The organism is Nocardia sp. NPDC051900, from assembly GCF_044452545.1.
Taxonomy (GTDB): domain Bacteria; phylum Actinomycetota; class Actinomycetes; order Mycobacteriales; family Mycobacteriaceae; genus Nocardia; species Nocardia sichangensis.
On sequence record NZ_JBITBU010000013.1, the window covers coordinates 104,239 to 128,010 of the forward strand.

27 protein-coding genes are annotated in these 23,772 nt (G+C 68.3%); 20 read left to right on the forward strand and 7 right to left on the reverse strand.

Going from position 1 to position 23,772, the window contains the following annotated elements; all coding sequences use genetic code 11:
* Window positions 1–43: 43 nt before the first annotated feature.
* Both ACIA5H_RS22705 and ACIA5H_RS22710 read left to right on the forward strand, forming a co-directional pair.
* Window positions 44–526, forward strand: coding sequence for a TrkA C-terminal domain-containing protein (locus ACIA5H_RS22705; protein ID WP_355077526.1), 483 nt, complete (start codon window positions 44–46; stop codon window positions 524–526).
* Between the two features lie 4 nt (window positions 527–530).
* Window positions 531–1,712: a cation:proton antiporter gene (locus tag ACIA5H_RS22710; protein WP_355077528.1), complete on the forward strand. Its 1,182-nt coding sequence runs from the start codon at window positions 531–533 to the stop codon at window positions 1,710–1,712.
* 75 nt (window positions 1,713–1,787) lie between these two features.
* Here the strand turns inward: ACIA5H_RS22710 and ACIA5H_RS22715 are convergent, their stop codons facing one another.
* Entirely contained in the window at window positions 1,788–2,516 is a 729-nt protein-coding gene (locus tag ACIA5H_RS22715; RefSeq protein ID WP_379251747.1) for a peptidylprolyl isomerase, read from the reverse strand.
* Between the two features lie 212 nt (window positions 2,517–2,728).
* On the opposite strand from ACIA5H_RS22715, the gene ACIA5H_RS22720 reads away from it, so the two are divergent.
* The 4 genes from ACIA5H_RS22720 to ACIA5H_RS22735 are packed head-to-tail and all read left to right on the forward strand — an operon-like array spanning window position 2,729 to window position 7,392.
* The gene (locus tag ACIA5H_RS22720; RefSeq protein WP_355077532.1) at window positions 2,729–3,565 is read left to right on the forward strand and encodes a nitrilase-related carbon-nitrogen hydrolase; all 837 of its coding nucleotides are present in this window, start codon (window positions 2,729–2,731) and stop codon (window positions 3,563–3,565) included.
* A gap of 16 nt (window positions 3,566–3,581) precedes the next feature.
* Window positions 3,582–5,003, forward strand: a complete 1,422-nt coding sequence (gene hydA / locus ACIA5H_RS22725) for a dihydropyrimidinase (RefSeq protein ID WP_379251746.1) — start codon at window positions 3,582–3,584, stop codon at window positions 5,001–5,003.
* 30 nt (window positions 5,004–5,033) lie between these two features.
* A complete protein-coding gene (locus tag ACIA5H_RS22730) occupies window positions 5,034–6,080 on the forward strand; it encodes a TIGR03842 family LLM class F420-dependent oxidoreductase (RefSeq protein ID WP_397077276.1) in 1,047 nt (348 codons plus the stop codon).
* A 1-nt stretch (window position 6,081) separates the two neighbouring features.
* The gene (locus ACIA5H_RS22735; protein WP_355077538.1) at window positions 6,082–7,392 is read left to right on the forward strand and encodes an aspartate aminotransferase family protein; all 1,311 of its coding nucleotides are present in this window, start codon (window positions 6,082–6,084) and stop codon (window positions 7,390–7,392) included.
* Window positions 7,393–7,400: 8 nt separating this feature from the next.
* On the opposite strand, the gene ACIA5H_RS22740 is transcribed toward ACIA5H_RS22735, so the two are convergent.
* On the reverse strand, window positions 7,401–7,904 hold the full coding sequence (locus tag ACIA5H_RS22740) for a nitroreductase/quinone reductase family protein (protein ID WP_356962048.1): 504 nt from the start codon (window positions 7,902–7,904) through the stop codon (window positions 7,401–7,403).
* A 103-nt stretch (window positions 7,905–8,007) separates the two neighbouring features.
* Here ACIA5H_RS22740 and ACIA5H_RS22745 point away from each other — a divergent pair, with 103 nt between their 5' ends.
* Entirely contained in the window at window positions 8,008–8,376 is a 369-nt protein-coding gene (locus ACIA5H_RS22745; RefSeq protein WP_364428320.1) for an arsenate reductase family protein, read from the forward strand.
* A 44-nt stretch (window positions 8,377–8,420) separates the two neighbouring features.
* Complete coding sequence (locus ACIA5H_RS22750) at window positions 8,421–9,101, forward strand: TIGR00266 family protein (protein ID WP_195080044.1); 681 nt, start codon at window positions 8,421–8,423, stop codon at window positions 9,099–9,101.
* Here the strand turns inward: ACIA5H_RS22750 and ACIA5H_RS22755 are convergent, their stop codons facing one another.
* The gene (locus ACIA5H_RS22755) at window positions 9,102–9,704 is read right to left on the reverse strand and encodes an NUDIX domain-containing protein (RefSeq protein WP_356962051.1); all 603 of its coding nucleotides are present in this window, start codon (window positions 9,702–9,704) and stop codon (window positions 9,102–9,104) included.
* Window positions 9,705–9,757: 53 nt separating this feature from the next.
* Here ACIA5H_RS22755 and ACIA5H_RS22760 point away from each other — a divergent pair, with 53 nt between their 5' ends.
* On the forward strand, window positions 9,758–10,138 hold the full coding sequence (locus tag ACIA5H_RS22760) for a nitroreductase family deazaflavin-dependent oxidoreductase (protein WP_355077548.1): 381 nt from the start codon (window positions 9,758–9,760) through the stop codon (window positions 10,136–10,138).
* A gap of 25 nt (window positions 10,139–10,163) precedes the next feature.
* Here the strand turns inward: ACIA5H_RS22760 and ACIA5H_RS22765 are convergent, their stop codons facing one another.
* From ACIA5H_RS22765 to ACIA5H_RS22780, 4 genes are all read right to left on the reverse strand, one after another.
* On the reverse strand, window positions 10,164–10,961 hold the full coding sequence (locus ACIA5H_RS22765) for a helix-turn-helix domain-containing protein (RefSeq protein ID WP_397077277.1): 798 nt from the start codon (window positions 10,959–10,961) through the stop codon (window positions 10,164–10,166).
* A gap of 219 nt (window positions 10,962–11,180) precedes the next feature.
* Window positions 11,181–11,468 carry a DUF427 domain-containing protein gene (locus ACIA5H_RS22770; protein WP_355077552.1) on the reverse strand — a complete coding sequence of 96 codons (288 nt, stop codon included), beginning with the start codon at window positions 11,466–11,468 and terminating at the stop codon, window positions 11,181–11,183.
* A gap of 64 nt (window positions 11,469–11,532) precedes the next feature.
* Window positions 11,533–12,072, reverse strand: a complete 540-nt coding sequence (locus ACIA5H_RS22775; RefSeq protein WP_397077278.1) for an NUDIX hydrolase — start codon at window positions 12,070–12,072, stop codon at window positions 11,533–11,535.
* A 143-nt stretch (window positions 12,073–12,215) separates the two neighbouring features.
* Window positions 12,216–13,427 carry a DUF418 domain-containing protein gene (locus tag ACIA5H_RS22780; protein WP_397077279.1) on the reverse strand — a complete coding sequence of 404 codons (1,212 nt, stop codon included), beginning with the start codon at window positions 13,425–13,427 and terminating at the stop codon, window positions 12,216–12,218.
* Between the two features lie 121 nt (window positions 13,428–13,548).
* On the opposite strand from ACIA5H_RS22780, the gene dop reads away from it, so the two are divergent.
* From dop to tatC, 11 genes are all read left to right on the forward strand, one after another.
* Entirely contained in the window at window positions 13,549–15,048 is a 1,500-nt protein-coding gene (gene dop, locus ACIA5H_RS22785; RefSeq protein WP_039798407.1) for a depupylase/deamidase Dop, read from the forward strand.
* A gap of 152 nt (window positions 15,049–15,200) precedes the next feature.
* Window positions 15,201–15,395 (forward strand): ubiquitin-like protein Pup, encoded by a 195-nt coding sequence (locus tag ACIA5H_RS22790; RefSeq protein ID WP_014986166.1) that lies wholly within the window; start codon window positions 15,201–15,203, stop codon window positions 15,393–15,395.
* Complete coding sequence (gene prcB / locus ACIA5H_RS22795; protein WP_355077558.1) at window positions 15,392–16,246, forward strand: proteasome subunit beta; 855 nt, start codon at window positions 15,392–15,394, stop codon at window positions 16,244–16,246. Before ACIA5H_RS22790 ends, prcB begins: the two co-directional genes overlap by 4 nt.
* Window positions 16,247–16,248: 2 nt before the next feature.
* Complete coding sequence (gene prcA, locus ACIA5H_RS22800) at window positions 16,249–17,049, forward strand: proteasome subunit alpha (protein ID WP_397077280.1); 801 nt, start codon at window positions 16,249–16,251, stop codon at window positions 17,047–17,049.
* Window positions 17,050–17,266: 217 nt separating this feature from the next.
* The gene (gene pafA / locus ACIA5H_RS22805) at window positions 17,267–18,625 is read left to right on the forward strand and encodes a Pup--protein ligase (RefSeq protein WP_174186519.1); all 1,359 of its coding nucleotides are present in this window, start codon (window positions 17,267–17,269) and stop codon (window positions 18,623–18,625) included.
* 28 nt (window positions 18,626–18,653) lie between these two features.
* A complete protein-coding gene (locus ACIA5H_RS22810) occupies window positions 18,654–18,950 on the forward strand; it encodes an MTH1187 family thiamine-binding protein (protein WP_379251737.1) in 297 nt (98 codons plus the stop codon).
* Between the two features lie 400 nt (window positions 18,951–19,350).
* Window positions 19,351–20,346 carry a YafY family protein gene (locus ACIA5H_RS22815; protein WP_355077562.1) on the forward strand — a complete coding sequence of 332 codons (996 nt, stop codon included), beginning with the start codon at window positions 19,351–19,353 and terminating at the stop codon, window positions 20,344–20,346.
* On the forward strand, window positions 20,343–21,320 hold the full coding sequence (locus tag ACIA5H_RS22820; RefSeq protein ID WP_355077564.1) for a YafY family protein: 978 nt from the start codon (window positions 20,343–20,345) through the stop codon (window positions 21,318–21,320). Before ACIA5H_RS22815 ends, ACIA5H_RS22820 begins: the two co-directional genes overlap by 4 nt.
* Before the next feature lie 22 nt (window positions 21,321–21,342).
* Window positions 21,343–22,392: a 2-dehydropantoate 2-reductase gene (locus ACIA5H_RS22825; RefSeq protein ID WP_397077281.1), complete on the forward strand. Its 1,050-nt coding sequence runs from the start codon at window positions 21,343–21,345 to the stop codon at window positions 22,390–22,392.
* Between the two features lie 64 nt (window positions 22,393–22,456).
* Window positions 22,457–22,717: a Sec-independent protein translocase subunit TatA gene (tatA, locus tag ACIA5H_RS22830; protein WP_355077567.1), complete on the forward strand. Its 261-nt coding sequence runs from the start codon at window positions 22,457–22,459 to the stop codon at window positions 22,715–22,717.
* A gap of 98 nt (window positions 22,718–22,815) precedes the next feature.
* Window positions 22,816–23,769, forward strand: coding sequence for a twin-arginine translocase subunit TatC (gene tatC / locus ACIA5H_RS22835; protein ID WP_355077569.1), 954 nt, complete (start codon window positions 22,816–22,818; stop codon window positions 23,767–23,769).
* Window positions 23,770–23,772 lie beyond the last annotated feature (3 nt).

A 23,772-nucleotide genomic window follows, 5' to 3' on the forward strand; every position in this document is an offset into this window, starting at 1 on the left:
ACCCGTCGACGGGTCGTAACGGGTGGGTCGATAGGGTGAGGTCGTGAATGTTGAGGTGACACCCCTGCCGGGTATAGGTGTGCGCAAGGATTTTCCGCTGACCAATACACGACGCCGGATAGGGGTGATCGACCATCGCGACGGCACGATGGACCTCATCGTGAGCAAGCCGGACAACCCCGACGAGACCGAGCAGGTACCGCTGTCGGGGAAGGAGGCGGCCGTGCTGGCCAGTCTGCTCGGCGCGCCGCAACTGGTCGAACAACTGCGCGAGGAACACCGCGAGTTCACCGGACTGACCACCCGGCAGCTCTCCATCCCGGACCGCTCCCGCTTCGACGGACGCAGGCTGGGCGAAACTCAGATGCGCACCCGGACGAAGGCGTCCATCGTCGCCGTGGTCCGCAGTGGCCAGCCGATTCCCTCGCCGGGGCCGGACTTCACCTTCACCGCTGGAGACGTGCTGGTCGTCGTCGGCACGGTGGAGGGCCTCGAGGCCGCCGCCAAGATCCTGTTAGACGGCTGAGCGCATGGTCGCACACGAGACCGCGCTCGCGCTGATCCAGCTGGGCGCGGTGTTCTTCGGCCTCGGCCTGCTCGGGCGGATCGCCGCGCGCATCGGCATGTCGCCCATCCCGCTGTATCTGATCGGCGGACTGGTGTTCGGCACCGGTGGCCTCGTCGAGTTGCGGCAGGTGGACGACTTCATCCATCTCGCCAGCGAAATCGGCGTCGTCCTGCTGTTGTTGCTGCTCGGCCTGGAATACAGCGCTCCGGAACTGGTCACGGGCATGCGCCGATCGTGGGCCGCGGGCGTGGTGGACATCGTGCTCAACGCGACGCCGGGTGTGCTCGTCGCGCTCGGGCTCGGCTGGGGGTTCACCGGCGCCATCGCGATGGCCGGGGTCACCTACATCTCGTCCTCCGGCATCGTCGCGAAGGTGCTCAACGATCTGGGCAGGCTCGGTAACCGGGAAACGCCGGTGATCCTGTCCATCCTGGTGTTCGAGGACCTGGTGATGGCCGGATACCTGCCGGTGCTGACCGCGGTGCTGGCCGGAGTCGGTTTCCTCGCCGGACTGAAGACGCTGGCCATCGCCCTGGCGGCGGTCACGGTCGTGCTGATCGTCGCGCTGCGCTACGGCCGCTACGTTTCCGCGATCGTCGACAGCGCCGACCGCGAGATCTTCCTGTTGAAGCTGCTGGGTTCCGCGCTGCTGGTGGCGGGCGCGGCCTCCGCTGTGCAAGTGTCCGCGGCGGTCGGCGCGTTCCTGCTCGGCATCGCGATCTCGGACTCCACCGCGCACAACGCCACCAAGCTCCTGGAACCTCTGCGCGACCTGTTCGCCGCACTGTTCTTCGTGCTGTTCGGCCTGAGCACCGACCCGACGAGCATTCCGCCGGTGCTGGGCTGGGCGTGCCTGCTGGCACTGGTCACGACGGCCAGCAAGATCGCCACCGGATGGTGGGCGGCCAAGCGGGCCGGTGCGGGCCGCTTGGGCCGTGCGCGGGCGGGCACCGCCCTGGTCGCCCACGGCGAGTTCTCGATCGTCATCGCGGGTCTCGCGGTGGCCGCTGGCGCGGTCCCCGCCGAATTCGCCGCGCTGGCCACAACCTACGTGCTGTTGATGGCGGTGCTCGGGCCGGTCGTCAGCCGGTTCGTCGAGCCGGCGATGGCGCTGCTGCTGCGTCGGCGCGCCGCGGTGTCCTGACCGATTCGTTCGAGCCCCCCGGGACGACCAAGGTGGCGGCGTCCGATCGTCGCCGCCACCATGGTCGTCCGGAATTCAGTTGCGGACGGCGACGGAATCGAGCACCACGTCGGCGGCCGGTGCGCCGTCGGACGAGCCGTCCTTGACTCCGGCGGCGGCGATGGCGTTCAGCACGTCCATGCCCGCGGTGACCCGGCCGAACGGGGTGTAGTTCGGCGGCAGCGGCGCGTCCCGGTAGACCAGGAAGAACTGGCTGCCGTTGGTGCCGGGGCCCGCGTTCGCCATCGCGATCGTGCCCGCCGGGTAGGTAGCGCCCGCCAGGTTCTCGTCGGGGAATTGATAGCCGGGGCCGCCCATGCCGGTCGCGGTGGGGTCGCCGCACTGCAGGACGTAGATGCCGTCGGTGGTGATCCGGTGGCACCTCGTGTGGTCGAAGTACCGTTCTCCGGCCAGGAACGCGAACGAGTTGACGGTGCGCGGTGCGCGGGCGGCGTCCAAGGCGACGGTCACGGTGCCGCAAGTGGTGATCAGCGTCGCCGTGTATTGCGCGTTGGGATCGATGGTCATGCCGGGTTCGGCGGGCCACTGCTTACCGTTCGGCTGCCCCGCGGTCGGTACGCCACAGCCGGCCGGGCCCTGCTCCCGAGCAGGCGACGGGGTCGCCGAGACGACACCGGTCGCGGACGCGACCAGCGCCGCGCCGACGACGAGGACCCCGAGGATCCGCAGCGATCGCCACGGCACGCCCCGGCGCCCCGTGCGCCGGCCGTCGACGAGTTCTCGCGCTTGCACTTCGCTGCTCACCGCTGAAAATCTCCTTCACTCGGGGTTGCGCACCGGACGATGCAGCGCGAATCATTCCATCTCGCCCGACCAAGTGGGGGAGTACGGCTCGATTACTCGAGCACGGGCAGGTCGGGATGCCGCCGTAACCGCGGTTGCCACGGATTGGCTACAAAATGCCTCCAGGCACTCGTCGGACAACGGAACAGGTTCCGGGTGACGTATAACGAGGCATGGGAATCGTTCGAGCGGCGCTGGTCCAAACGAACTGGACCGGTGACAAGGAGTCGATGCTCGCGGCGCACGAGAATTACGCGCGCCGCGCCGCCGCGCACGGAGCCGCGGTGATCTGCTTCCAAGAACTGTTCTACGCCCCGTATTTCTGCCAGCGGCAGGACACGGAGTTCTACGACTACGCCGAATCCGTCCCGGGGCCGACGACGGAACGATTCGCGGAACTGGCGAAAGAATTGCGCCTGGTGATGATCCTGCCGGTGTACGAGCAGGAACAGCCGGGTCTGCTGTACAACACGGCGGCGGTGATCGACGCCGACGGCAGCTATCTCGGCAAGTACCGCAAACACCACCTTCCGCACGTGCACGGGTTCTGGGAGAAGTTCTATTTCCGGCCGGGCAACCTGGGCTGGCCGGTGTTCGACACGGCGGTGGGCAAGGTCGGCGTGTACATCTGCTACGACCGGCACTTCCCGGAGGGGTGGCGCGCGCTGGCCCTCGCCGGTGCGGAACTCGTGTTCAATCCGTCGGCCACGTCGCGCGGCTTGTCCGGTTACCTCTGGAGACTGGAACAGCCGGCGGCCGCGGTAGCCAACGAGTACTACATCGGTGCCATCAATCGGGTCGGCGCCGAGGAGTACGGCGACGACGACTTCTACGGCACCAGCTACTTCGTCGACCCCGAAGGCAAGTTCGTCGGCGAGGTCGCCTCCGATACCGACCCCGAGCTGGTCGTCCGTGATCTGGACATGGACCTGATCAAGGTGGTGCGCGACCGCTGGGCCTTCTACCGCGATCGCCGCCCCGACGCCTACGGGCCGCTGGTGGCCCCCTGAGACCGGGGAGAACGACATGGCGCGCACCTTCATCCACGGTGGCACGGTGGTCTCCGCCACCGGAGCGCAGCCGCTCGACGTGCTCGTCGACGGCGAGACCATCGCCGCCGTCCTGCGGCCGGGCTCCGTCGCGCTGGGCGCGGATCTCGCCGCGTCCGCCGATCGCGTGCTCGACGCGACCGGCAGATACGTCATCCCCGGCGGCGTGGACGGTCACACCCACATGCAGATGCCCTTCGGCGGGACCGAGGCCTCCGACACCTTCGAGACCGGCACCCGCGCGGCCGCGTGGGGCGGCACCACCACCATCATCGACTTCGTCGTCCAGCGGCAAGGGGAACGGGTTCAGGACACGCTGGCCGCCTGGCACGCGAAAGCGGCCGGGCAGTGCGCGATCGACTACGGCTTCCATCAGATCATCGGCGACGTCGACGACGAATCCTTGAAGGGCATGAGCGAATTGGTGGCCGAGGGCGTCACCAGCTTCAAGCTCTTCATGGCCTACCCGGGTGTCTTCTACTCCACCGACGGCCAGATCCTGCGCGCCATGCAGTCAGCGGCGGAACTCGGCGCGCTGGTGATGATGCACGCGGAGAACGGGATAGCCATCGATGTGCTGGTCGAACAGGCGCTCGCGCGAGGGGACAACGCGCCGTACTTCCACGGCACGACCCGACCGTGGCAGCTCGAGGAGGAGGCCACCCACCGCGCGATCATGCTGGCCGAATTGACCGGCGTGCCGCTGTACGTCGTGCACGTGTCGGCCGAGCAGGCGCTGGCTCAGATCGCCGCCGCCCGCGACGCCGGGCGCAACGTCTTCGGCGAGACCTGCCCGCAGTACCTGTATCTCTCGCTCGAGGATCAGCTCGGCGCGCCGGGTTTCGAAGGCGCCAAATGGGTGTGCTCCACGCCGCTGCGATCGAAGGCCGAAGGACATCAGGACAAGCTGTGGCGCTACCTGCGCACCGGCGACGTCACGGCCGTCGGCACCGATCACTGTCCGTTCTGCATGAAGGGCCAGAAGGAGATGGGGATCGGCGACTTCAGCAAGATCCCCAACGGCATCGGCGGCGTCGAGCATCGGATGGATCTGATGTTCCAGGGCGTCCGGTCCGGCCGGATCCCGCTGGAACGCTGGGTCGAGGTCTGCTGCACCACCCCGGCCCGGATGTTCGGCATGTACCCGCGCAAAGGGGTGATCAGCCCGGGAGCGGACGCCGACATCGTCATCTACGACCCGGACGGCCACACCAGCATCGGTCTCGGCAAGACCCACCACATGAACATGGACTACTCGGCCTACGAGGGATTCGAGATCGACGGTCACGTCGACACGGTGCTGTCCCGGGGCCGGGTCGTCGTGGACGACGGCGGCTACCTCGGGCACGCGGGGCACGGCCGGTTCGTCGCGCGTGGACTCGCGCAGAACCTGATCTGACTTTCGATCCTCGGAACGGAGAAGTGCCGCATGGACATCGGTGTGGTGCTGCAATGCACGCCCCCGGCCTCGCGTGTGATCGAACTGGCCAGGCTCGCGGAGACATATGGGTTCTCCCACGTCTGGACCTTCGACTCGCATCTGCTCTGGCAGGAGCCCTATGTCATCTACAGCCAGATTCTGGCCGCCACCCGCAAGATCATGGTCGGTCCGATGGTGACGAACCCGGCCACCCGGGACTGGACGGTGACCGCGTCGACCTTCGCCACGCTCAACGAGATGTTCGGCAATCGCACCGTATGCGGGATCGGCCGCGGCGACTCGGCCGTGCGCACGCTGGGCGGCAAGCCCGCCACGCTGGCCACGCTGCGCCGATCGATCGAGGTGATCCGCGAACTGGGCAACGGTCGCGGCGCGCGAGTGGACGACACGGTCGTGCGGTTGCCGTGGGCGGCCGACTCCCGGTTGGACGTGTGGGTGGCGGGCTACGGGCCACGCGCACTCGAGCTGACCGGTGCCGTGGCCGACGGATTCATCCTGCAACTGGCCGACCCCGACATCACGGCATGGACCGTCGCCCGGGTGCGCGCCGCGGCCGAGCGCGCGGGCCGGGACCCGGCGTCGGTGCGGATCTGCGTCGCCGCACCCGCTTATGTCACCGACGGGACGGACGCGGCGCAGGCGCACGCGCGGCAACAGTGCCGATGGTTCGGCGGGATGGTCGGCAACCACGTGGCGGAGATGGTGGCGAGATACGGTACGGCAGGCGACATCCCGGCTGCCCTCACGGACTACATCGAAGGCAGGCGCGGCTACGACTACAACCTGCACGGACGCGCGGGCAATGTCCATGCCGAGTACGTGCCCGACGCCATCGTGGACCGCTTCTGCCTGCTGGGCACGCCCGACGACCAGCTGTCCCGGTTGCGGGAGCTGGAAAGGCTCGGTGTGGACCAGTTCGCCGTCTATCTCCAGCACGACGCGAAGAACGCGACTTTGGCGGCGTACGGTGAATCGGTGCTGCCTCGTCTCGCTTCCCTCGTGACCACGACCAAGTCGACCGAAGGGAGCGACTAGCGTGGCCGATCACGTCTTCTATCCCTGGAGCGCGCAGGCCGAATTGAACCCGGCTCCGATCACCGGGGCGTTCGGCTCCTACTTCTGGGACGACACCGGCAAGCGCTATCTGGACTTCTCCTCCCAGCTGGTCAACGTGAACATCGGCCACCAGCATCCGGACATCGTCGCGGCGATCGTCGCCCAAGCGCAGCGGTTGGCGACCATCTCGCCGACGGTCGGCAACGACGTCCGCAGCGAACTGGCCAGGCTGATCGTCGAGCGGGCTCCCGGCGAGCTGAACCGGATCCTGTTCACCACCGGCGGCGCCGAGGCCGTCGAGCACGCGGTGCGTTTGGCGCGAAGCTACACCGGGCGGACGAAAATGCTCGCCGCCTACCGCTCCTACCACGGCGGCACGGGCGTCGCGATCGGCTTGACCGGGGAACCGCGCCGCTGGGGCGCGGAACCGACGAACGTCGACGTGGTGCGGTTCTTCGGCCCCTACCCCTACCGGTCACCATGGGGCACGACGACTCCCGAGGAAGAGACGGCCGCCGCGCTGCGGCACCTGCGGCAGGTCATCGAGCTCGAGGGCCCGCAGCACATCGCGGGGTTGATTTTGGAGACGGTGGTCGGCACCAACGGTGTGCTCGTCCCGCCGCCCGGTTATCTGGCCGGCGTGCGAGCGCTGTGCGACGAGTTCGGCATCGTCTACATCGCCGATGAGGTGATGGTCGGATTCGGACGGGTGGGCGAATGGTTCGCGGTACAGGCGTTCGGCGTCGAGCCGGACATCATCACTTTCGCCAAGGGGGTGAACTCCGGCTACGTCCCGCTCGGTGGCGTGCTCATGGCCGAGCGGATCGCGCAGCGCTACGACCATGTGGTGTATCCGGGCGGTCTCACCTACGCGGGTCACCCGCTGGCCTGCGCGGCGGGTGTCGCCTCGATCGCGGTCTTCGAGCGCGAAGGAATCCTCGATCACGTACGGGCGGTGGGCGCCGATGTGCTCGGAAAAGGCCTGCGCGAACTCGCCGGTCGTCATCCGAGCGTCGGCGAGGTCCGTGGACTCGGCTTCTTCTGGGCGCTGGAACTGGTCCGGGACCAGCGCAGCAGACAGCCGCTGATCCCGTTCGCGGCGGCGGGCGCGGACGCCGAGCCGATGGCCGCGGTCACCGCCGCGGCCAAGGCGCGCGGGCTGTGGCCGTTCAACGCGGGCAATCGCTTTCAGATCGCGCCGCCGCTGACCACGACGGCCGACGAACTGCGCACCGGCCTCGAGATCGTCGACGAAGTGCTCGACGTGGCCGACGGCTACGTCGCGAGCTGACCGGCCGCTCAGTGCGGCGTCAGTTCCACCACGACGCCGCCCTGCTGCCAGGTCTGGTAGATATCGGCCTTGGAGGGTGAACCGTCGGCGGTGAAGCCGATGCCGTTGTACTTGGCGTTCTGCTTGTTGTCCCGCGCGACGATCTCGTAGAGCCGCAGCACGTCGGCCTCGGAGGTGTGGACCACCGGGTCGAAGGTGCGCGGCTCGCCGCCGAAGGAGGCCCGCACCGGATCGCCCGCCCGCAGGTTCTTCACCCACGGGCGCAGGGCGGTGCCGATCAGCAGAGTGTCGCCGTGCCGGGTGTAGGCCAGCGGCACGTCGTAGACCTTCCCCGACTTGCGCCCGACGACGTGCAGGATCATCAGCCGCTTGCCGACGACGCCGGACAGCCCGGGTACACGCAGCAGCGCGCGCACGACCCGATTCATCACGCCCTGATATGAAGGGATGCGCTCGGGACCGGATGTGGTCGGTGTGCCGTAGGGGTTTTCGGGCGACGCGTGCTCAGTCATGGCTTCCAGTATCGGAGCACACGCGGCGCTCGGCGGCGCGACGTCCGAGATCCGCCAGTGGGCGCCGGGCGGCCCGGGTGCACGTCCTCGGTACCCTGCGTACATGACTTCCGGGCAGACCGAGATCTGGCACAACCCGCGGTGCAGCAAGAGCCGCAACGCCACCGCGTTCCTGAACGACGCCGGTGTCGACTACACCGTGCGCAAGTATCTGGACCAGCCGCCGACGGCCGCCGAGCTGCGTGAGGTGTTGCGGCGGCTGGACGCCGAACCCTGGGACATCACCCGCACCGGCGAACAGATCGCCAAGGACCTCGGCATGGCGAGCTGGGCGCGGACCGCCGCGGACCGGGACCGTTGGATCGAAGCGCTGGTCGAACATCCCGGGCTGATCCAGCGGCCGATCGTGCTCACCGCGGACGGCGGGGCGGTGGTGGCCCGAGACGACGACGCACTGCGCGATCTGCTCTGACACCCGTTCCCGCCGTGGGGGATTCGGCGGTAGGGTCGGCGGACATGAAAGTACAACTGCGCCACAGTCCCGCCGCCGCCGTCGCGCGGTGCTTTCTCGCCGGGGGCGAGCCGATGCGGGTCGAGAGCGGCGCCATGGTGGCTCATTCGGCGGGAGTCACGTTGCAGGCCAAGGCCGAGGGCGGCATCCTGGCCGGACTGAAGCGGTCGGTGCTGGCCGGGGAGTCGTTCTTCGTCTCGACTTTCACCGCGCCGCCGCAGGGCGGGTGGGTCGACGTGGCGCCCGCGCTTCCCGGCGACATGTTGAACTTGCAGATCACGCCGGATCGGCCTTTCTTCATCAGCCGCGGGGGATGGATCGCCAATTCGCACGGTGTGCAGGTGGAGAGCAAGTGGGGCGGGTTCGCCAATCTGTTCGGCGGCGAAGGCGGATTCGGTCTGCGCGCGCACGGCGAGGGTGAGATCGTGGTGGGCGTCTTCGGGGCGATCGATGTGATCGATCTGCAACCGGGCGAGCCGATCACGATCGACACCGGGCACGTGGTCGCCTACGACCTGGCGATGAATTTCAGCATCCGGCGAGCGGTCTCGGGTCGATCGATCCAGTCGTTGAAGTCCGGCGAGGGTTTCGTCTTCGATTTCACCGGCCCCGGCCGGGTGCTGTTGCAGACACGCAATCCCGGCGCGTTCGCCGCTTGGGCAGCCTCCGTCGCCTCGTCCAGCTGATCAGGGCCTCGTCCCGTCGTCTGCCGCTGACCGGGCGCCGACCAGCAGATCCGTGATCAGCAGGCGGGTGTCCGGGACGAACGGCCAGTCCGGATCGGCCAGACGCGCCAGCAGTTCGGCGTCGGTCCACCACCATCCCGCGGCGATCTCGTCGGGTTGGTGGCGAACCGGCCCGTCGTAGCGCGACTCGTACGCGAACAGATGACACCGCATCGGCCGACCGGCCCATTCGCCGTCCCAGGAGACCGTCGCCAGCGGTTCGGGCGAGACGTCGGCGGGGTTCGGCGTGACGCCCAGTTCTTCGGCCAGTTCGCGCAGGGCCGTCTCGCGCGGCGCTTCGCCCGGCGCGACCACACCACCGGCCAGGCAGTCGTGCATGCTCGCGAAAACGAGCTTGGTGTCGGTGCGGCGGTGCACGTAGACGCGCTCGCCGTCACCGGAGCGCAGAAGCACCCCCGCGCTGGCGTGCCACAATCCGTCGCGGTAGACCGTGGCCCGCTCGGCGGCCCCCACCGGGTTGCCCGCCGCATCGTAGATGGCGATCGTTTCCGCGCTCGGATCTCCGGTGTGGGGCGGCTCGCGATGAGGCGGCGGAGCGGACATGGGTCGAGAGTAACGTGAACACCGCAGGCCACAGGGAGAGAGGATCGCCGCCCATGGTGCTTCCGCACGCACTGGCGAATTTCAACCGGCATGTCACCAATCCGACCGCGGGGCTGGTCGCGGGACGCGCGCCCGGGTTCGGCATCGTGCTGCACAAGGGCAGGAAGTCGGGCCGGTCCTACCGCACCCCGGTCATGGTCTTCGAGCAGGACGGCGCCTACCGGATCGCGCTGACGTACGGCCGGAATGTCGACTGGGTCAAGAACATCTGCGCGGCGGGTGGTTTCGCCCTGGAAACCCGCGGCCATGTGGTCGAGCTGACCGATCCGGTCGTGCGGCACGACCCCTCCGCGGTATGGGCGCCACTCGGCGTGCGGCAGATGCTGAAGACGATCTCGGCGGACTATTACGTCGAGTCCCGTCCGGCGGACTGATACGGAACGCGAGCCGTCCCGGCCGCTATGCGTCCGGGACCGATTCGCTGGTACGGCTGAGCACCGATGGAGACAGCCCGAACGTCCGGCGGCAGGTGCGGGTGAGATCCGCGCCATCGGAGAAACCGGCCGCGTGCGCGGCGGCCGCGAGGTCGTCTCCGGCCAGCGCGCGGGTCCGCGCTATGTGCAGCCGCAGCCAGAGGATATAGCGGCGCAACGGAATTCCCATCTGCTCGGTGAACAGGTGGGACAGTCGGGGCGCGGGAATACCCAACTGTCGTGCGACATCCGCGCCCCGCACCGACCCGGTGCGCACGAGTGCGGGCAGCAGTTGCAGGGCCGCCGTGATCACCGCGTGCCGCTCGCTCGCGCCGGACGCGCCGTCCTGCGGCAGCAGATCGTCGACCACCGCGGTGACCTGAGCGGTCAGGTCTCCACCACCGGCGGTGATGCCGAGGGCGTCGGCGCTGTCGACCCAGCCGTTGAGGTGCGCTCTGCGATCCGCCGCCGCACCGGCGGCCGTCTCGGGGTCGAGGTAGACGGCCGTGCCGTGCGCGGCGCCTACGTCGATCCGGTGCGGTGCGTCGGTCGGCACGATGACGTGGGTGCCCTGCTTGCGGACGCCGCTACCGTCCACCACCACGATCGGCGTGCTCGCGGCGACGATCTGCACCGCGTGATGCGCGTGTAACTCCGTCGGACCGACCGATCCGGCGAAAGCCAGCACCCCTGGCCGGAGCAGCGCGACACCCGCTCGCGCCGGTTCGTCCGCCGCGCCGCCAGGCGCCATCGAGAAGCCGTTGGTGACCAGAGCCTTCATCATGGGATGCTCCCGGCTGAGACACTCGCGCTGAATCCTGGGATGAGCGTATCGGTTTCGCGCAGGCGGTATTCCCGATTCCTCCGATTGCCGCCGTTCGCCGGGGCAGTGCGGTCCGAGCCGCCGCCCCGGCCCGCCGATCACCGCACCACCGCGCCTACGACCGGATTCCGGCATCGATCATGAGTTCGCCACTCGATTGCTCGCAGCGAAAGACGCCGCTCAGCTCTCCGTCACCTCGACGCCGCGCCAGAACGCGACATAGTCCTTGATCTGCGCGGCCTTGGTCTTCGGCTCCGGGTAGAACCAGGCGGCGTCGGTGTTGCTGTCTCCGTCGACCACTACGGTGTAGTAGCTGGCGGTGCCCTTCCACGGGCAGTAGCTGTGCGTGTCGGAGGGCTGGAAGAACTCCGGCCGGATCGAGTCCGGCGGGAAGTAGTGATTGCCCTCGACGATGATGGTGTCATTGCTGGTCGCGAGGACGCGGCCGTGCCAAGTTGCCGTTGCCATCCTTCGATTCTCCCCCGATCCCACCGGTGGGCGGCGGCCGAGTATGTGCGGCCGGCCGCCTACATCACTCGGGACGCTCCGGCCGGTGGAGTTCGACCGCCAATGCCACCAGTTCGCTCAGGTGCTCGCCGTCGGATCCGGCCCGTCGCATCGCTTCGGCTACGGGAAAGGTGCACACCTCGAGGATCTGCTCGGCGTCGTCGGGATTGGTCGGGGCGGATTCGAGCACCACGTCCGCGGTGCACCACAGCCACGCCTTGTGTGGATGGGGCTGCCACTCGCGATACGGTGCCGGACCGTTGCTCGTCGCATGGTGCGCGCCGAACCATCGGATCGGTCCGACCGGGCGTGCGCCCGCCTCCTCCCGCAGTTCGCGGCGCACGCAGGCGTCGATCGACTCGCCGCGTTCCCTGGTGCCGCCCGGAATCAGCCAGACGTCGCGATCGTCGCGACAGAGCACGATCTCGTCGCCGACGAAACAGACGACGTGGATATTGGTGACCAGTTCGTCGGACGGGAGTGTGGTGGAGAACCGGACATCCAGGTCGCCCCACGCCCAGTGAGCCGGTGTGTGCAGCAAGGGGTAGCGGTCGGCGAGCGTCACAGCACGACGGTAGCGGCCGCCGCGCGCCGGGGCCGCCGGATTTTCGCGGCATGTGCGGGTACGACAAGCCCTGCGCCACAACGGAGCCGGTCGGCATGGTCACGCCCGTATCCCCGGCCCGGGGATACGGGCATCATGGCGTTTCAGCGTTCCCGCGCCAGCGTTCGGAAACTCACGTTCCAGAACCACTCCACCGGCCCGCGCTCGAAGCGTCGTAGCCACAGGTGCGCTCCGCAAGCGATGATCAGCGATACCAGCACGTAGACACCGACGGTGAACGGGACACGGTCATCGGGCGAGACGCGCGCCGCGAGTCCGAAACCCCAGCCGTAACAGAGGATCGATGCCACCAGGTTCTGCAGGATGTAGCAGCTGAGCGCGGTGCGGCCGATCTCGGTGAACCGCCGCCCGGCGAACCCGGCGCCGGGCCGCCGCAGGTACCACTCGGCGACCGCGGCCAGAATGCCCAGAGAGACGAACGGCGCGCTGCCGTACCGGGTGAACAGGATGAGGTCGCCACCGCCCAGTATGCCGACGCCCAGGTCGATCGGCGCGGCGACGCCGAAGCCGAAGATCATCAGCCGCTTGCGCAGTCGCGCGCCTTCCGGGCCGAACACGCCCGCCCGGAACAGCCGGGCGCCGGTCAGGAACAGCGCGACCGACATCGCGAAGACGAAGATCGTCTCCATCCGGAACAGCCCGGCGTTGCCGAGCCGGAACGCCGCGAGCTCCCAGAACGAGCCGTCCGCATACGGGTTCGGGTCCAGCGCACGACGCGCCTGCGCGTCCTGGCTCGGCGCGAACGCCAGAGCGAGCCCGATGAGCGTCAACAGCGACACGTGCACGGCCGCCGCGCCCACCAGCCAGCGCCGCTGCGCCCGCGCACCGGTGGCGAGCACGAATGCGACCACGAGTCCGGTCACCGCGTACCCCATGAGGACGTCGAACTCGGCGACGAAAACGAAGTTGACCAGACCGTCCAGGAACAGCAAGCCCGCCCGCCAGGGGTACTTCCCCGGCCAGCGGCGCCCGGCCTTGGTCGCGGAGCGTCGCTGGATGGCCAGGCCGATGCCGAACATGACGGTGAGCAGCCCGAGGAACTTGCCCTGCGCCAGCTGCTGGAGCACGCGCTCGGTCCACGTCCATCCGCCGGCCTCGCCACCCATGTCGTGCAGATACCCGACCAGCCCCTCCGGGTTTGTGATGATCCAGATGTTGGTGGCGAGGGTGCCGAGAATCGCGATCCCGCGTAGCACGTCCAACGCGACGAGCCGGGCGGGCGCGGGTGGTGGGGGAGGCGACGGGCGATGCTGCTCGGCGGTCTCCAGGCGGCGGGCTGCGATCGATTCGGACATGTCCCGACTATCGCGCCGACCTGCGCCGCGACGGGTCCTCCGGAAGTACCACCTGCGGTATGACATTGGACTCCGCCGGTCGCGGGAGGTCGGGCGGGGTGCGTGACTTAGGCTCGATGCCATGCAGCGCATCATCGGAATAGAGGTCGAATACGGCATCTCGACCCCGACCGAGCCGTCGGCCAACCCGATCCTCACCTCGACCCAGGCGGTCCTGGCCTACGCCGCGGCGGAGGGCGTGCCGCGCGCCAAGCGCACGCGCTGGGACTACGAGGTGGAGTCGCCGCTGCGTGACGCCCGCGGATTCGACCTGAGCCGGATGAACGGTCCCGCGCCGGTGATCGACGCCGACGAGGTGGGCGCCGCGAACATGATCCTCACCAACGGCGCCCGGCTCTACGTCGACCATGCCCACCCGGAATACTCCGCGCCCGAGGTCACCGACCCCCTGGACGCGGTGATCTGGGACAAGGCGGGCGAGCGGGTGATGGAGGCCGCCGCGCGGCACGCCTCGAGCGTGCCCGGGGCTCCGCGGCTGCAGCTGTACAAGAACAACGTCGACGGCAAGGGCGCCTCGTACGGCACCCACGAGAACTACCTGATGAGCCGGGACACCCCGTTCAACCAGATCATCGTCGGGCTCACGCCGTTCTTCGTGTCCCGCCAGGTGGTGTGCGGCTCCGGCCGGGTCGGCATCGGCCAGTCCGGCGACCACGCGGGCTTCCAGCTGTCCCAGCGTTCGGACTACATCGAGGTCGAGGTCGGCCTGGAGACCACGCTCAAACGGGGCATCATCAACACCCGCGACGAACCGCACGCCGATGCCGACAAATACCGCAGACTGCACGTCATCATCGGTGACGCCAACCTGGCCGAGATGTCCACCTACCTCAAGGTCGGCACCACCGCCTTGGTCCTCGACCTGATCGAAGCGGGCGAGGACCTGTCGGATCTGCAGCTGGCCCGCCCGGTCACCGCGGTGCACACCATCAGTCACGACCCCACGCTGCGGGCGACGGTCGCGCTCGCCGACGGCCGCGAGCTGACCGGTCTCGCGTTGCAGCGCGTCTACCTGGACCGGGTGATCAAGTTCGTCGACCGCACCGGCAACGACGACAAGCGCGTCCAGGACATCATCGAGAACTGGGCGATGGTCCTGGACCTGCTCGAACGCGATCCGATGGAGTGCGCGAACCTGCTCGACTGGCCGGCCAAGCTGCGCCTGCTCGAGGGCATGCGCAGCCGCGAGGGCCTCGGCTGGGCGGCCCCCAAGCTGCACCTTATGGATCTGCAGTACTCCGACGTGCGCCTGGACAAGGGGCTCTACAACCGCCTGGTCGCCCGTGGCTCGATGAAGCGGCTGGTCACCGAGCAGCAGGTCCTCGACGCCATGACCAACCCGCCCACCGACACCCGCGCCTACTTCCGCGGCGAATGCCTGCGCCGCTTCGGCGCCGACATCGCGGCGGCCAGCTGGGACTCGGTGATCTTCGACCTGGGCGGCGACTCCCTGGTCCGCATCCCCACCCTGGAACCCCGCCGCGGCACGAAGGCCCACGTCGGCAAACTCCTGGACGGCGTGACCACCGCCGCGGACCTGGTGGAGCAGCTGACCACATAGTCCACCTGCGCGAGACCAACACCGCCACACAAAATAGGCACACTGTCGGTGCTGGTAGGTAGTGTTGAGGGACGAGCACGGACAATGCTCATGATCGGGACCGTGCTCACCATGGGTCCCGATCATGGTGAGGACAGAGGAGGTCGGCTGCCATGGCACAAGAGCAGACCAAGCGCGCCGGGGGTGGCGACGAGGACGAGGGCCCCGACGGTGTAGACGCCGCCGGTCAGGAGCGCCGCGAAAAGCTGGCGGAGGAAACCGACGACCTGCTCGACGAGATCGATGACGTGCTCGAGGAGAACGCCGAGGACTTCGTCCGCGCGTACGTGCAGAAAGGTGGCCAGTGACAGTCGGTGACCCCTCGCGTCTCCACCTGGGGTACGCCCTTTCTTCCTTCTCCGACTATCTCCGCATGCATGCTCCGGATCTTTTGCCCAGCAACAGGTTCGGACAGGGTGCCGCCGGAATCCCCGGCGGCACTTCCGCGAAGGAGATCGCTCCGCACGGCACCACCATCGTGGCGGTGAGTTATCGCGGCGGTGTGCTGATCGCCGGTGACCGCCGTGCCACCCAGGGGAACCTGCTGGCCAGCCGGGATATCGAGAAGGTCTACATCACCGACAGCTATTCCGCGGCGGGCATCGCAGGCACCGCGGGCATGGCGGTGGAGATGGTGCGGATCTTCGCGGTGGAACTGGAGCACTACGAGAAGCTCGAGGGCGTGCCGCTGACCTTCGACGGCAAGGCCAACAAGCTGTCGAAGATGGTGCGGGAGAATCTGCCCGCGGCCCTGCAGGGTCTGGCGGTGGTGCCGATGCTGGTCGGCTACGACCTGGACGCCACCGATGCCGACAAGGCGGGCCGCATCGTTTCGTTCGATGTGGTGGGTGGACGCAGCGAGGAGCGATTCGGGTACGCCGCGGTCGGTTCCGGCTCGATGTTCGCGAAGTCCTCGCTGAAGAAGTTGTACGCCAAGGGAATCGATCAGGATCGCGCGTTGCGCATCGCTGTCGAGTCGCTGTTCGACGCGGCCGACGACGACACCGCGACGGGTGGCCCGGATCTGGTGCGCGGCATCTTCCCGACGGCGATCGTGATCGATGAGGAGGGTGCGGTCGAGGTGACCGAGTCGCGGCTGGCGGAGATCACCCGCGGCATCGTCGCCGACCGCGAGGCCGCCGAAGAAGGGAGCGCCTGATCATGACGTTGCCGTACTACGCGTCGGCCGAGCAGATCATGCGCGACAAGACCGAGCTCGCCCGCAAGGGCATCGCTCGGGGGCGCAGCGTCGTGGTCTTGACGTATGACAAGGGTGTGCTGTTCGTCGCGGAGAACCCGTCCGCGACGCTGCACAAGGTGAGTGAGCTCTACGACCGCATCGGGTTCGCCGCGGTCGGCAAGTACAACGAGTTCGAGAATCTGCGCAGGGGCGGCATCCTGCAGGCCGACATTCGCGGGTATCAGTACGACCGCCGCGATGTCACCGGCCGGGCGCTGGCCAATGCCTACGCGCAGACGCTCGGCACGATCTTCACCGATCAGCTCAAGCCGTACGAGGTGGAGATCTGTGTGGCGGAGGTGGGTTATCCGGAGCAGGCCGCGCAATCGGTGCTGTACCGGATCACCTTCGACGGGTCGATCGTGGACGAGCGCGAGTTCGTGGTGATGGGCGGCACCACGGAGCCGATCGTCACCGCGCTGAAGTCGTCGTACCAGCCGGGTCTGGACCTGGCCTCCGCGGTCGGCGTCGCGGTGCGCGCGTTGCAGGCGGGCGTTCCGGAAGGCGCGGAGAAGGAGAAGCGGGTGCTGGGCGTGAGCTCGCTCGAGGTCGCGACCTTGGAGCAGGCGCGTCCGCGCCGGGCGTTCCGGCGGGTGCCCAACGCCACGCTGGAGCGTCTGCTGAGTCCGGCGGAGGCGGCCGAGAAGCCCGCGGCGGAGGAGACCGGCTCCGAGCCGAAGGATGAGAAACCGTCGGCGAAGGAGACTCCGTCGGCGGAGTGATCCGCCGGGCCGACGAACTCGACGGCCCGCGAACGACGCTTGGTTCGCGGGCCGTATCGGCATGTCCGGGGCCGGGCCGAACTGTGCATCCTCCGGCGAAACCGGCGTTTCACCCGGGCAAATTCCGACAAAGCGGGCCAAATCGTTGTGAAGACGTATGCATACGGGTTGTTCGGTGCCCCACGCAAGACCTCGACTTGGCTGTAATGTCGATGGTGTGCAGCGACGAATTATGGGGATCGAGACCGAGTTCGGTGTGACATGCACCTTCCACGGTCACCGTCGACTGTCCCCCGACGAGGTGGCCCGGTATCTGTTCCGCCGGGTGGTGTCCTGGGGCCGTAGCTCGAACGTGTTCCTCCGCAACGGTGCCCGGCTCTACCTCGATGTCGGGTCGCATCCGGAGTACGCGACCGCGGAATGCGACAACCTGGCGCAATTGGTGACCCACGACCGCGCGGGCGAACGGGTCCTCGAAGAGTTGCTGATCGACGCCGAGCAGCGTCTGGCCGAAGAAGGCATCGGCGGCGACATCTACTTGTTCAAGAACAACACCGACTCGGCGGGCAACTCCTACGGCTGCCACGAGAACTTCCTGGTGGTGCGCGCGGGCGAGTTCTCCCGGATCTCCGACGTGCTGCTGCCGTTCCTGGTCACCCGGCAGCTGATCTGCGGCGCGGGCAAGGTGCTGCAGACGCCGAAGGCCGCCACGTTCTGCCTGTCGCAGCGCGCCGAGCACATCTGGGAGGGCGTCTCCTCGGCGACCACCCGCTCGCGGCCGATCATCAACACCCGCGACGAGCCGCACGCGGACGCGGAGAAGTACCGCCGGCTGCACGTGATCGTCGGCGACTCCAACATGTCCGAGACCACCACCATGCTCAAGGTCGGCACGGCCGCCTTGGTGCTGGAGATGATCGAGGCGGGTGTCTCGTTCCGCGACTTCGCGCTGGACAATCCGATCCGCGCGATCCGCGAGGTGAGCCACGACTTGACCGGTCGGCGCCCGGTGCGCCTGGCAGGCGGTCGGCAGGCCAGCGCCCTGGACATCCAGCGCGAGTACTACGCGCGCGCCGTGGAGCATCTGCGCAATCGGGACCGCGATCCCCAGATCGATCAGGTGGTCGACCTGTGGGGCCGCACCCTGGACGCGGTCGAGGCGCAGGACTTCGCGAAGGTCGACACCGAGATCGACTGGGTGATCAAGCGCAAGCTGTTCCAGCGCTACCAGGACCGGTACGGCATGGAGTTGTCCGATCCCAAGATCGCCCAGCTGGATCTGGCCTATCACGACATCAAGCGCGGACGCGGCGTCTTCGACCTGCTGCAGCGCAAGGGGCTGGCCAAGCGGGTCACCGAGGACGAGGCCGTGGACGCCGCGGTGGACACCCCGCCGCAGACCACCAGGGCCAAGCTGCGTGGTGACTTCATCACCGCGGCCCAGGAGGCGGGACGCGATTTCACCGTCGACTGGGTGCACCTGAAGCTGAACGACCAGGCGCAGCGCACCGTGCTGTGCAAGGACCCGTTCCGTTCGGTCGACGAGCGCGTAGATCGCCTGATCGCATCGATGTAATTCCGACGCCTGCGGGCATGATCGAGGCATGATCATCGCCTTCTCCGTCACACCGCTCGGGACCGGCGTCGACGTCGGGCGCGCCGTCGCCGAAGCGGTCCGCGTGGTGCGCGCCAGCGGACTGCCCAATCGCACCGACGCCATGTTCACCACCGTCGAGGGCGAATGGGACGAGGTGATGGCCGTCGTGAAACAGGCGACCGACGCTATCCTCGCCGTCGCTCCACGCTGCAGCTTGGTGTTGAAGGCCGACATCCGTCCCGGCGTGACGGATGCGATGACCGCCAAGGTGGACAAGGTCGAGCGCTACTTGTCGGAAGACTGATGGCCCGCGCATCTCAATGACTGTGTCGCGGCGGCTCGACGATTGTCGAGCCCTCAACGACTGTCGAGCCACCTAGCGGAACGCCGTTCGGTCTGCTGTTTCCATAACTTCGGCTACACCGACAAAGTCGTACCTGCGCGCGGCTCGCTCGTAACGGCGGATGCCGAGGTCAGTACGTTGCTCACCGACGCGCCCAAGCACCTCGACCACAGGTTTCGAGCGAAGCCAGACCGAGCCTGCGCCGTTCGCGGCCCGGCGCGCGCCTACGCGGCCGCCGCGTAGGCGACGAAGGAGCAAGCGGCGGTCGCGCAAACGCGAGCGATGAGAGGGCCGCGAACACGCCGCTACGAAGTAGCGGCCGAACCAACACAGCCCGGCTGCGCAGATTACCCTCTATCGGGTGGCGATATCCAAGGTCGAGCGGCTGATGAATCTGGTCATCGCGCTGCTGTCGACCCGGCAGTTCCTGACCGCCGAGCGGATCCGGGTGAGCGTGGCCGGATACGAGGACTCCGCCAGCGACGAGGCGTTCAGCCGGATGTTCGAGCGGGACAAGAACGAGCTGCGTGATCTGGGGATTCCGCTGGAAGTCGGTCCGGTGAGCCGGTACTCGACGGTGGAGGGCTACCGGATCAACCGCGACGCCTACGAGCTACCCGACATCGATCTGAGCGATCAGGAGGCCGCCGCCGTCGCGGTGGCCGTGCAGATGTGGGAATCGCCGGAACTCGCCGCCGCCGCGGAGGGGGCGTTGCTCAAACTGCGCGCGGCGGGCATCCACGTGGAAACCGACGCCGCCGTGGCGTCCGTGCCCGCGGTTCCGGCCCGCGCTCGGGGCTCCGAACCCGTGCTCGGCAAACTCCTCGCCGCGATCGACGCGGGCCAGGCGGTGCGGTTCGAGCACCGCGGCGCGATCAACGCCCCCTATCTCATGCGCGACGTCGAACCGTGGGGCGTCGTCACCCATCACGGCCGCTGGTACCTGGTCGGGCACGACCGGGACAGGGACGCGGTGCGCAGTTTCCGGCTGTCCCGCATCGGCGACGATGTGACCGCGTATGGCCCGCGCAACGCCGTCCACAAGCCGGAGGGCGTCGACCTGCGCGCCATCGTCGACCAGGTCACCAGCACCGCGCCGGTCAGCGGCTCGGCGACGGTCTGGGTGGCCGAAGGGCGCGGGCGGGAGATCCGCAGGCTCGGCCAGGTGACCGGTGAGCGCGTCGTCGGCGGCCGTACGGGCGCCGTCGTCGAGCTTCCGGTGCGATCCCGCGATTGGCTGGCCCGGCTGATCACCGGCCTGGGCCCGGACGCCGTGGTACTCGCCCCCGAGTCGCTGCGTGCCGATGTCATCGCGCGGCTGCGTTCGGTGTTCGACCGCACGGAGGTGCGGGCATGAGCTCGCGGCTCTCGGTCCGGCTGTCCCGGCTGCTCAACATGATCCCGTACTTCATCGCCCACCCGGGCATCAGCGCGGCCGAGGCCGCCGCCGACCTGGGCGTGACCACCAAACAGTTGATGAGCGACCTCAATCAGCTGTGGATGTGCGGACTTCCCGGGTACGGTCCGGGCGACCTGATCGACTTGTCGTTCTCCGAGGAGAGCATCGAGGTCACCTTCTCCGCAGGCATCGACCGTCCGTTGCGGTTGACCTCCACCGAGGCGACCGCGTTGCTGGTCGCGCTGCGCTCGATCGTCGACATGCCCGGCATGGTGGACCCGACGGCGGCCCACGCGGCCATCGCGAAGATCGAAGCGGCGATCGCGGGCGGCGCGGAACTCGCGGAGAACGGGCGGTCGCGAACCCCGCCGCCGGAGGCGCCCGCGGTGGCCGCCGTGCGGTCGGCGCTGGCGCTCGGCCGTGCGCTGCGGTTGGTGTACTACTCCGCCAGTCGCGACGTGGTGTCCGAACGCATCGTCGACCCGATCCGCATCGTCCTCGTGGACGACAACAGCTACCTGCAAGCGTGGTGCAGGCAGGCCGAGGGGGTGCGGCTGTTCCGCTTCGACCGGATCGAGGCCGCGACCGAGCTGGACGAACTCGCCCGGCCGCCCGTGCATGCCACCGACGCGACGGCGGGCCTGGACCTGTTCCAAGACGATCCCGCGGTCGCCTTGGCGCGCTTGCGGATTCACGCCGATTACGCTTGGGTGCTGGATCAGTACCCGATGCATCGGCTGGCGGTGCATCCCGACGGCAGCCTGGAGGCGACCATGCGGTTCGCCACGCTGGACTGGATGGCCCGCCTGCTGCTCGGTTTCGGGGCGGGTGTCACCGTCCTCGGCCCGCCGGAGCTGGTGGCGGCGGTGCGTGAGCGGTCGAACGCCGCGCTGGCCGCCTACGAGGAAGCCGGATACCTGGAGGCCAGATGAGGAAGGCAGAGGCCCTACCGGCATGAACAGTCGTGTGCTGGTGGTAGGCGCGGGCAGCATCGGCAACTTCGTCGGCGGCAAGCTCGGTGTAGCGGGCGCGGAGGTCACCCTGGTCGGCCGCAGGCGCGTGCTCGATGAACTCGGCGCGTCCGGGCTCCGGCTCACCGACCTCGACGGCGGCGACGACGCGTTGCCGCCGGATCGATTCCACCGCGCCACCGAACCGGATGACGTCGGCTCGGCGGACCTGGTGCTGGTCACGGTGAAATCGGCGGCGACGGCGGAGGCGGTGCGCGACCTCGCGGGCAAGATCCGGCCGGGCACCGTCGTGCTCAGCCTGCAGAACGGCATCGGCAACGACTCGGTGATCCGGGAGATCCTGCCGCACTGCGTGGTCCTGGCCGGAATGGTGATGTTCAACGTCGTGCACCACCCCGGCGGGCGTTTCCATCGCGGCACCGAGGGCGGTCTCGCGGTACAGGACGATCCGGCTCTGGCGCCGTTCCTGGACGTATTCGAGCGAGCGGGGCTCGGCCTGCGCCGGTATCCCGACCTGCGGCCGGTGCAGTGGGCGAAGCTGCTGCTGAACCTGAACAACCCGGTCAACGCGCTGTCGGGGCGCCCGCTGCGGGAAGAACTCGCCGACCGGGACTACCGCCGTTGCCTCGCGCTCACCCAACGCGAAGCGCTCGAGGTGATGAACAAGGCGCGAATTCGCCCCGCCCGGCTGACCCCGCTGCCGCCCCGGGTGATGGCCGCGCTGCTGACCGTTCCCGACGGCCTCTTCCTGCGGGTAGCCGGGCAGGTGCTGGCCATCGATCCGATGGCGCGTTCGTCCATGGCGGACGACCTGGAGCTGGGCCGTACCACCGAAATATCCTGGCTGTGCGGGGAAATCGTCGAACTGGGCGCGATGGTCGGGATGCCGACGCCGGTGAATCAGCGGCTGATCGAATTGATCGTCGCGGCCGAGCAGGGCGGCAGGCGCGCGTGGACCGGACGGGAGCTGCTCGGCCAGCTGCGGGCCGCAGCGGCGGGAGCCGCGCCCGAACGCAGGGCGAACGAGCGGTGACGGCGGCGTTCGCGCACGTCACCCTCCGGTAGCATCGAAACATCACAGTCTTGGGAGGTAGATCATGGGCAGTCTGAGCATCTGGCACTGGCTGATCATTGCGGTGGTCTTCGTGATGTTCTTCGGCGCGAAGCGGATGCCCGACGCGGCCCGCAGTCTGGGCCGATCGTTGCGCATCTTCAAGAGCGAGGTCAGTCAGATGCAGAACGAGAGCAACGCGCCAACCAGCGGCGCGCAGGCTCAGCAGCCCGCACCGCAGTTGCCCGCCGCGCAGCAGCCGACGCAGCAGGCCACCGAGCCCCGCACCGAGCAGAAATCGGTCTGAGCGGAGCCGCTCGCGCCGGAGTGAGGAAGAACTCACTCCGGACTCAGTGCTGTTGCCGAGCCGTGCGAGGCACGTGAACCCAGGGGCGATCACCAACCATGCGAATCCCGTTCGATCCGCGACGCAGTAAGCGCAGGACCAATCCCGACGGCACCATGTCGTTGGTCGAGCATCTGCAGGAGCTGCGTTACCGGTTGCTCGTGTCGATCGCCGCGGTGATCGCGACGACGGTGCTCGGGTTCCTGTGGTACGGGCACGGGTTCCTCGGGATCGAGAGCCTCGGTGAGATCCTGCGCGGGCCGTATTGCTCGCTGCCCTCGTCGGCCCGTGCGTCGTTGACCCCGGACGGCGAGTGCCGTCTGCTGGCGACCGCGCCGTTCGAGCAGTTCACGCTGCGGTTGAAGGTCGGCCTGACCGCAGGCGTGGTGCTGGCGGCGCCGATCTGGCTGTACCAGTTGTGGGCGTTCATCACCCCCGGGCTGTACGCGAAGGAGCGCAAGTACGCGGTCGGGTTCGTCTCCTCGGGCACGGTGTTGTTCGCCGCCGGCGCGGTGCTGGCCTACGTGGTGATCGCGCACGCGTTGAGCTTCTTGCTGACCATCGGCGACAACGTGCAGATCACGGCGTTGAGCGGGTCGCAATATTTCTCGTTCATCATCCAGTTGCTGATCATCTTCGGGGTCAGTTTCGAGACGCCGTTGCTGATCGTCGGGTTGAACCTGGTCGGCGTGCTGACCTACGAGCGCCTGAAGGCGTGGCGGCGGGGGATCACCTTCGGGTTGTTCGTCTTCGCGGCGATCGTGACTCCGCAGGATCCCTTCTCGATGCTGGCGCTGGCCTTGGCGTTGACGGTGTTGTTCGAGGTGGCGATCCAGTTCTCCCGGGTCAACGACCTGCGCCGGGCGCGCAAGGAGCGCGAGGGCTGGGGTGCGCTGTCGGACGAGGAGGCCTCCGAACTCGGCGCCCCGTCACCGATCGATCCGGCCGGGTCGATCGGTACGCCCGCGGAGAAATCCGCACGACCGGTGTCGGACTACTCCGATACGCTCTGACGA

Coding starts and splice junctions, on each gene's coding strand:
- prcA (WP_397077280.1), top strand. CDS start 16,249: ATGACGTTGCCGTACTACGCGTCGGCCGAGCAGATCATGCGCGACAAG.
- ACIA5H_RS22730 (WP_397077276.1), top strand. CDS start 5,034: ATGGACATCGGTGTGGTGCTGCAATGCACGCCCCCGGCCTCGCGTGTG.
- ACIA5H_RS22780 (WP_397077279.1), bottom strand. CDS start 13,427: ATGTCCGAATCGATCGCAGCCCGCCGCCTGGAGACCGCCGAGCAGCAT.
- ACIA5H_RS22810 (WP_379251737.1), top strand. CDS start 18,654: ATGATCATCGCCTTCTCCGTCACACCGCTCGGGACCGGCGTCGACGTC.
- ACIA5H_RS22720 (WP_355077532.1), top strand. CDS start 2,729: ATGGGAATCGTTCGAGCGGCGCTGGTCCAAACGAACTGGACCGGTGAC.
- ACIA5H_RS22825 (WP_397077281.1), top strand. CDS start 21,343: ATGAACAGTCGTGTGCTGGTGGTAGGCGCGGGCAGCATCGGCAACTTC.
- tatC (WP_355077569.1), top strand. CDS start 22,816: ATGCGAATCCCGTTCGATCCGCGACGCAGTAAGCGCAGGACCAATCCC.
- ACIA5H_RS22750 (WP_195080044.1), top strand. CDS start 8,421: ATGAAAGTACAACTGCGCCACAGTCCCGCCGCCGCCGTCGCGCGGTGC.
- ACIA5H_RS22745 (WP_364428320.1), top strand. CDS start 8,008: ATGACTTCCGGGCAGACCGAGATCTGGCACAACCCGCGGTGCAGCAAG.
- dop (WP_039798407.1), top strand. CDS start 13,549: ATGCAGCGCATCATCGGAATAGAGGTCGAATACGGCATCTCGACCCCG.
- ACIA5H_RS22710 (WP_355077528.1), top strand. CDS start 531: ATGGTCGCACACGAGACCGCGCTCGCGCTGATCCAGCTGGGCGCGGTG.
- ACIA5H_RS22765 (WP_397077277.1), bottom strand. CDS start 10,961: ATGATGAAGGCTCTGGTCACCAACGGCTTCTCGATGGCGCCTGGCGGC.
- ACIA5H_RS22760 (WP_355077548.1), top strand. CDS start 9,758: ATGGTGCTTCCGCACGCACTGGCGAATTTCAACCGGCATGTCACCAAT.
- ACIA5H_RS22755 (WP_356962051.1), bottom strand. CDS start 9,704: ATGTCCGCTCCGCCGCCTCATCGCGAGCCGCCCCACACCGGAGATCCG.
- ACIA5H_RS22770 (WP_355077552.1), bottom strand. CDS start 11,468: ATGGCAACGGCAACTTGGCACGGCCGCGTCCTCGCGACCAGCAATGAC.
- ACIA5H_RS22820 (WP_355077564.1), top strand. CDS start 20,343: ATGAGCTCGCGGCTCTCGGTCCGGCTGTCCCGGCTGCTCAACATGATC.
- ACIA5H_RS22790 (WP_014986166.1), top strand. CDS start 15,201: ATGGCACAAGAGCAGACCAAGCGCGCCGGGGGTGGCGACGAGGACGAG.
- hydA (WP_379251746.1), top strand. CDS start 3,582: ATGGCGCGCACCTTCATCCACGGTGGCACGGTGGTCTCCGCCACCGGA.
- ACIA5H_RS22740 (WP_356962048.1), bottom strand. CDS start 7,904: ATGACTGAGCACGCGTCGCCCGAAAACCCCTACGGCACACCGACCACA.
- tatA (WP_355077567.1), top strand. CDS start 22,457: ATGGGCAGTCTGAGCATCTGGCACTGGCTGATCATTGCGGTGGTCTTC.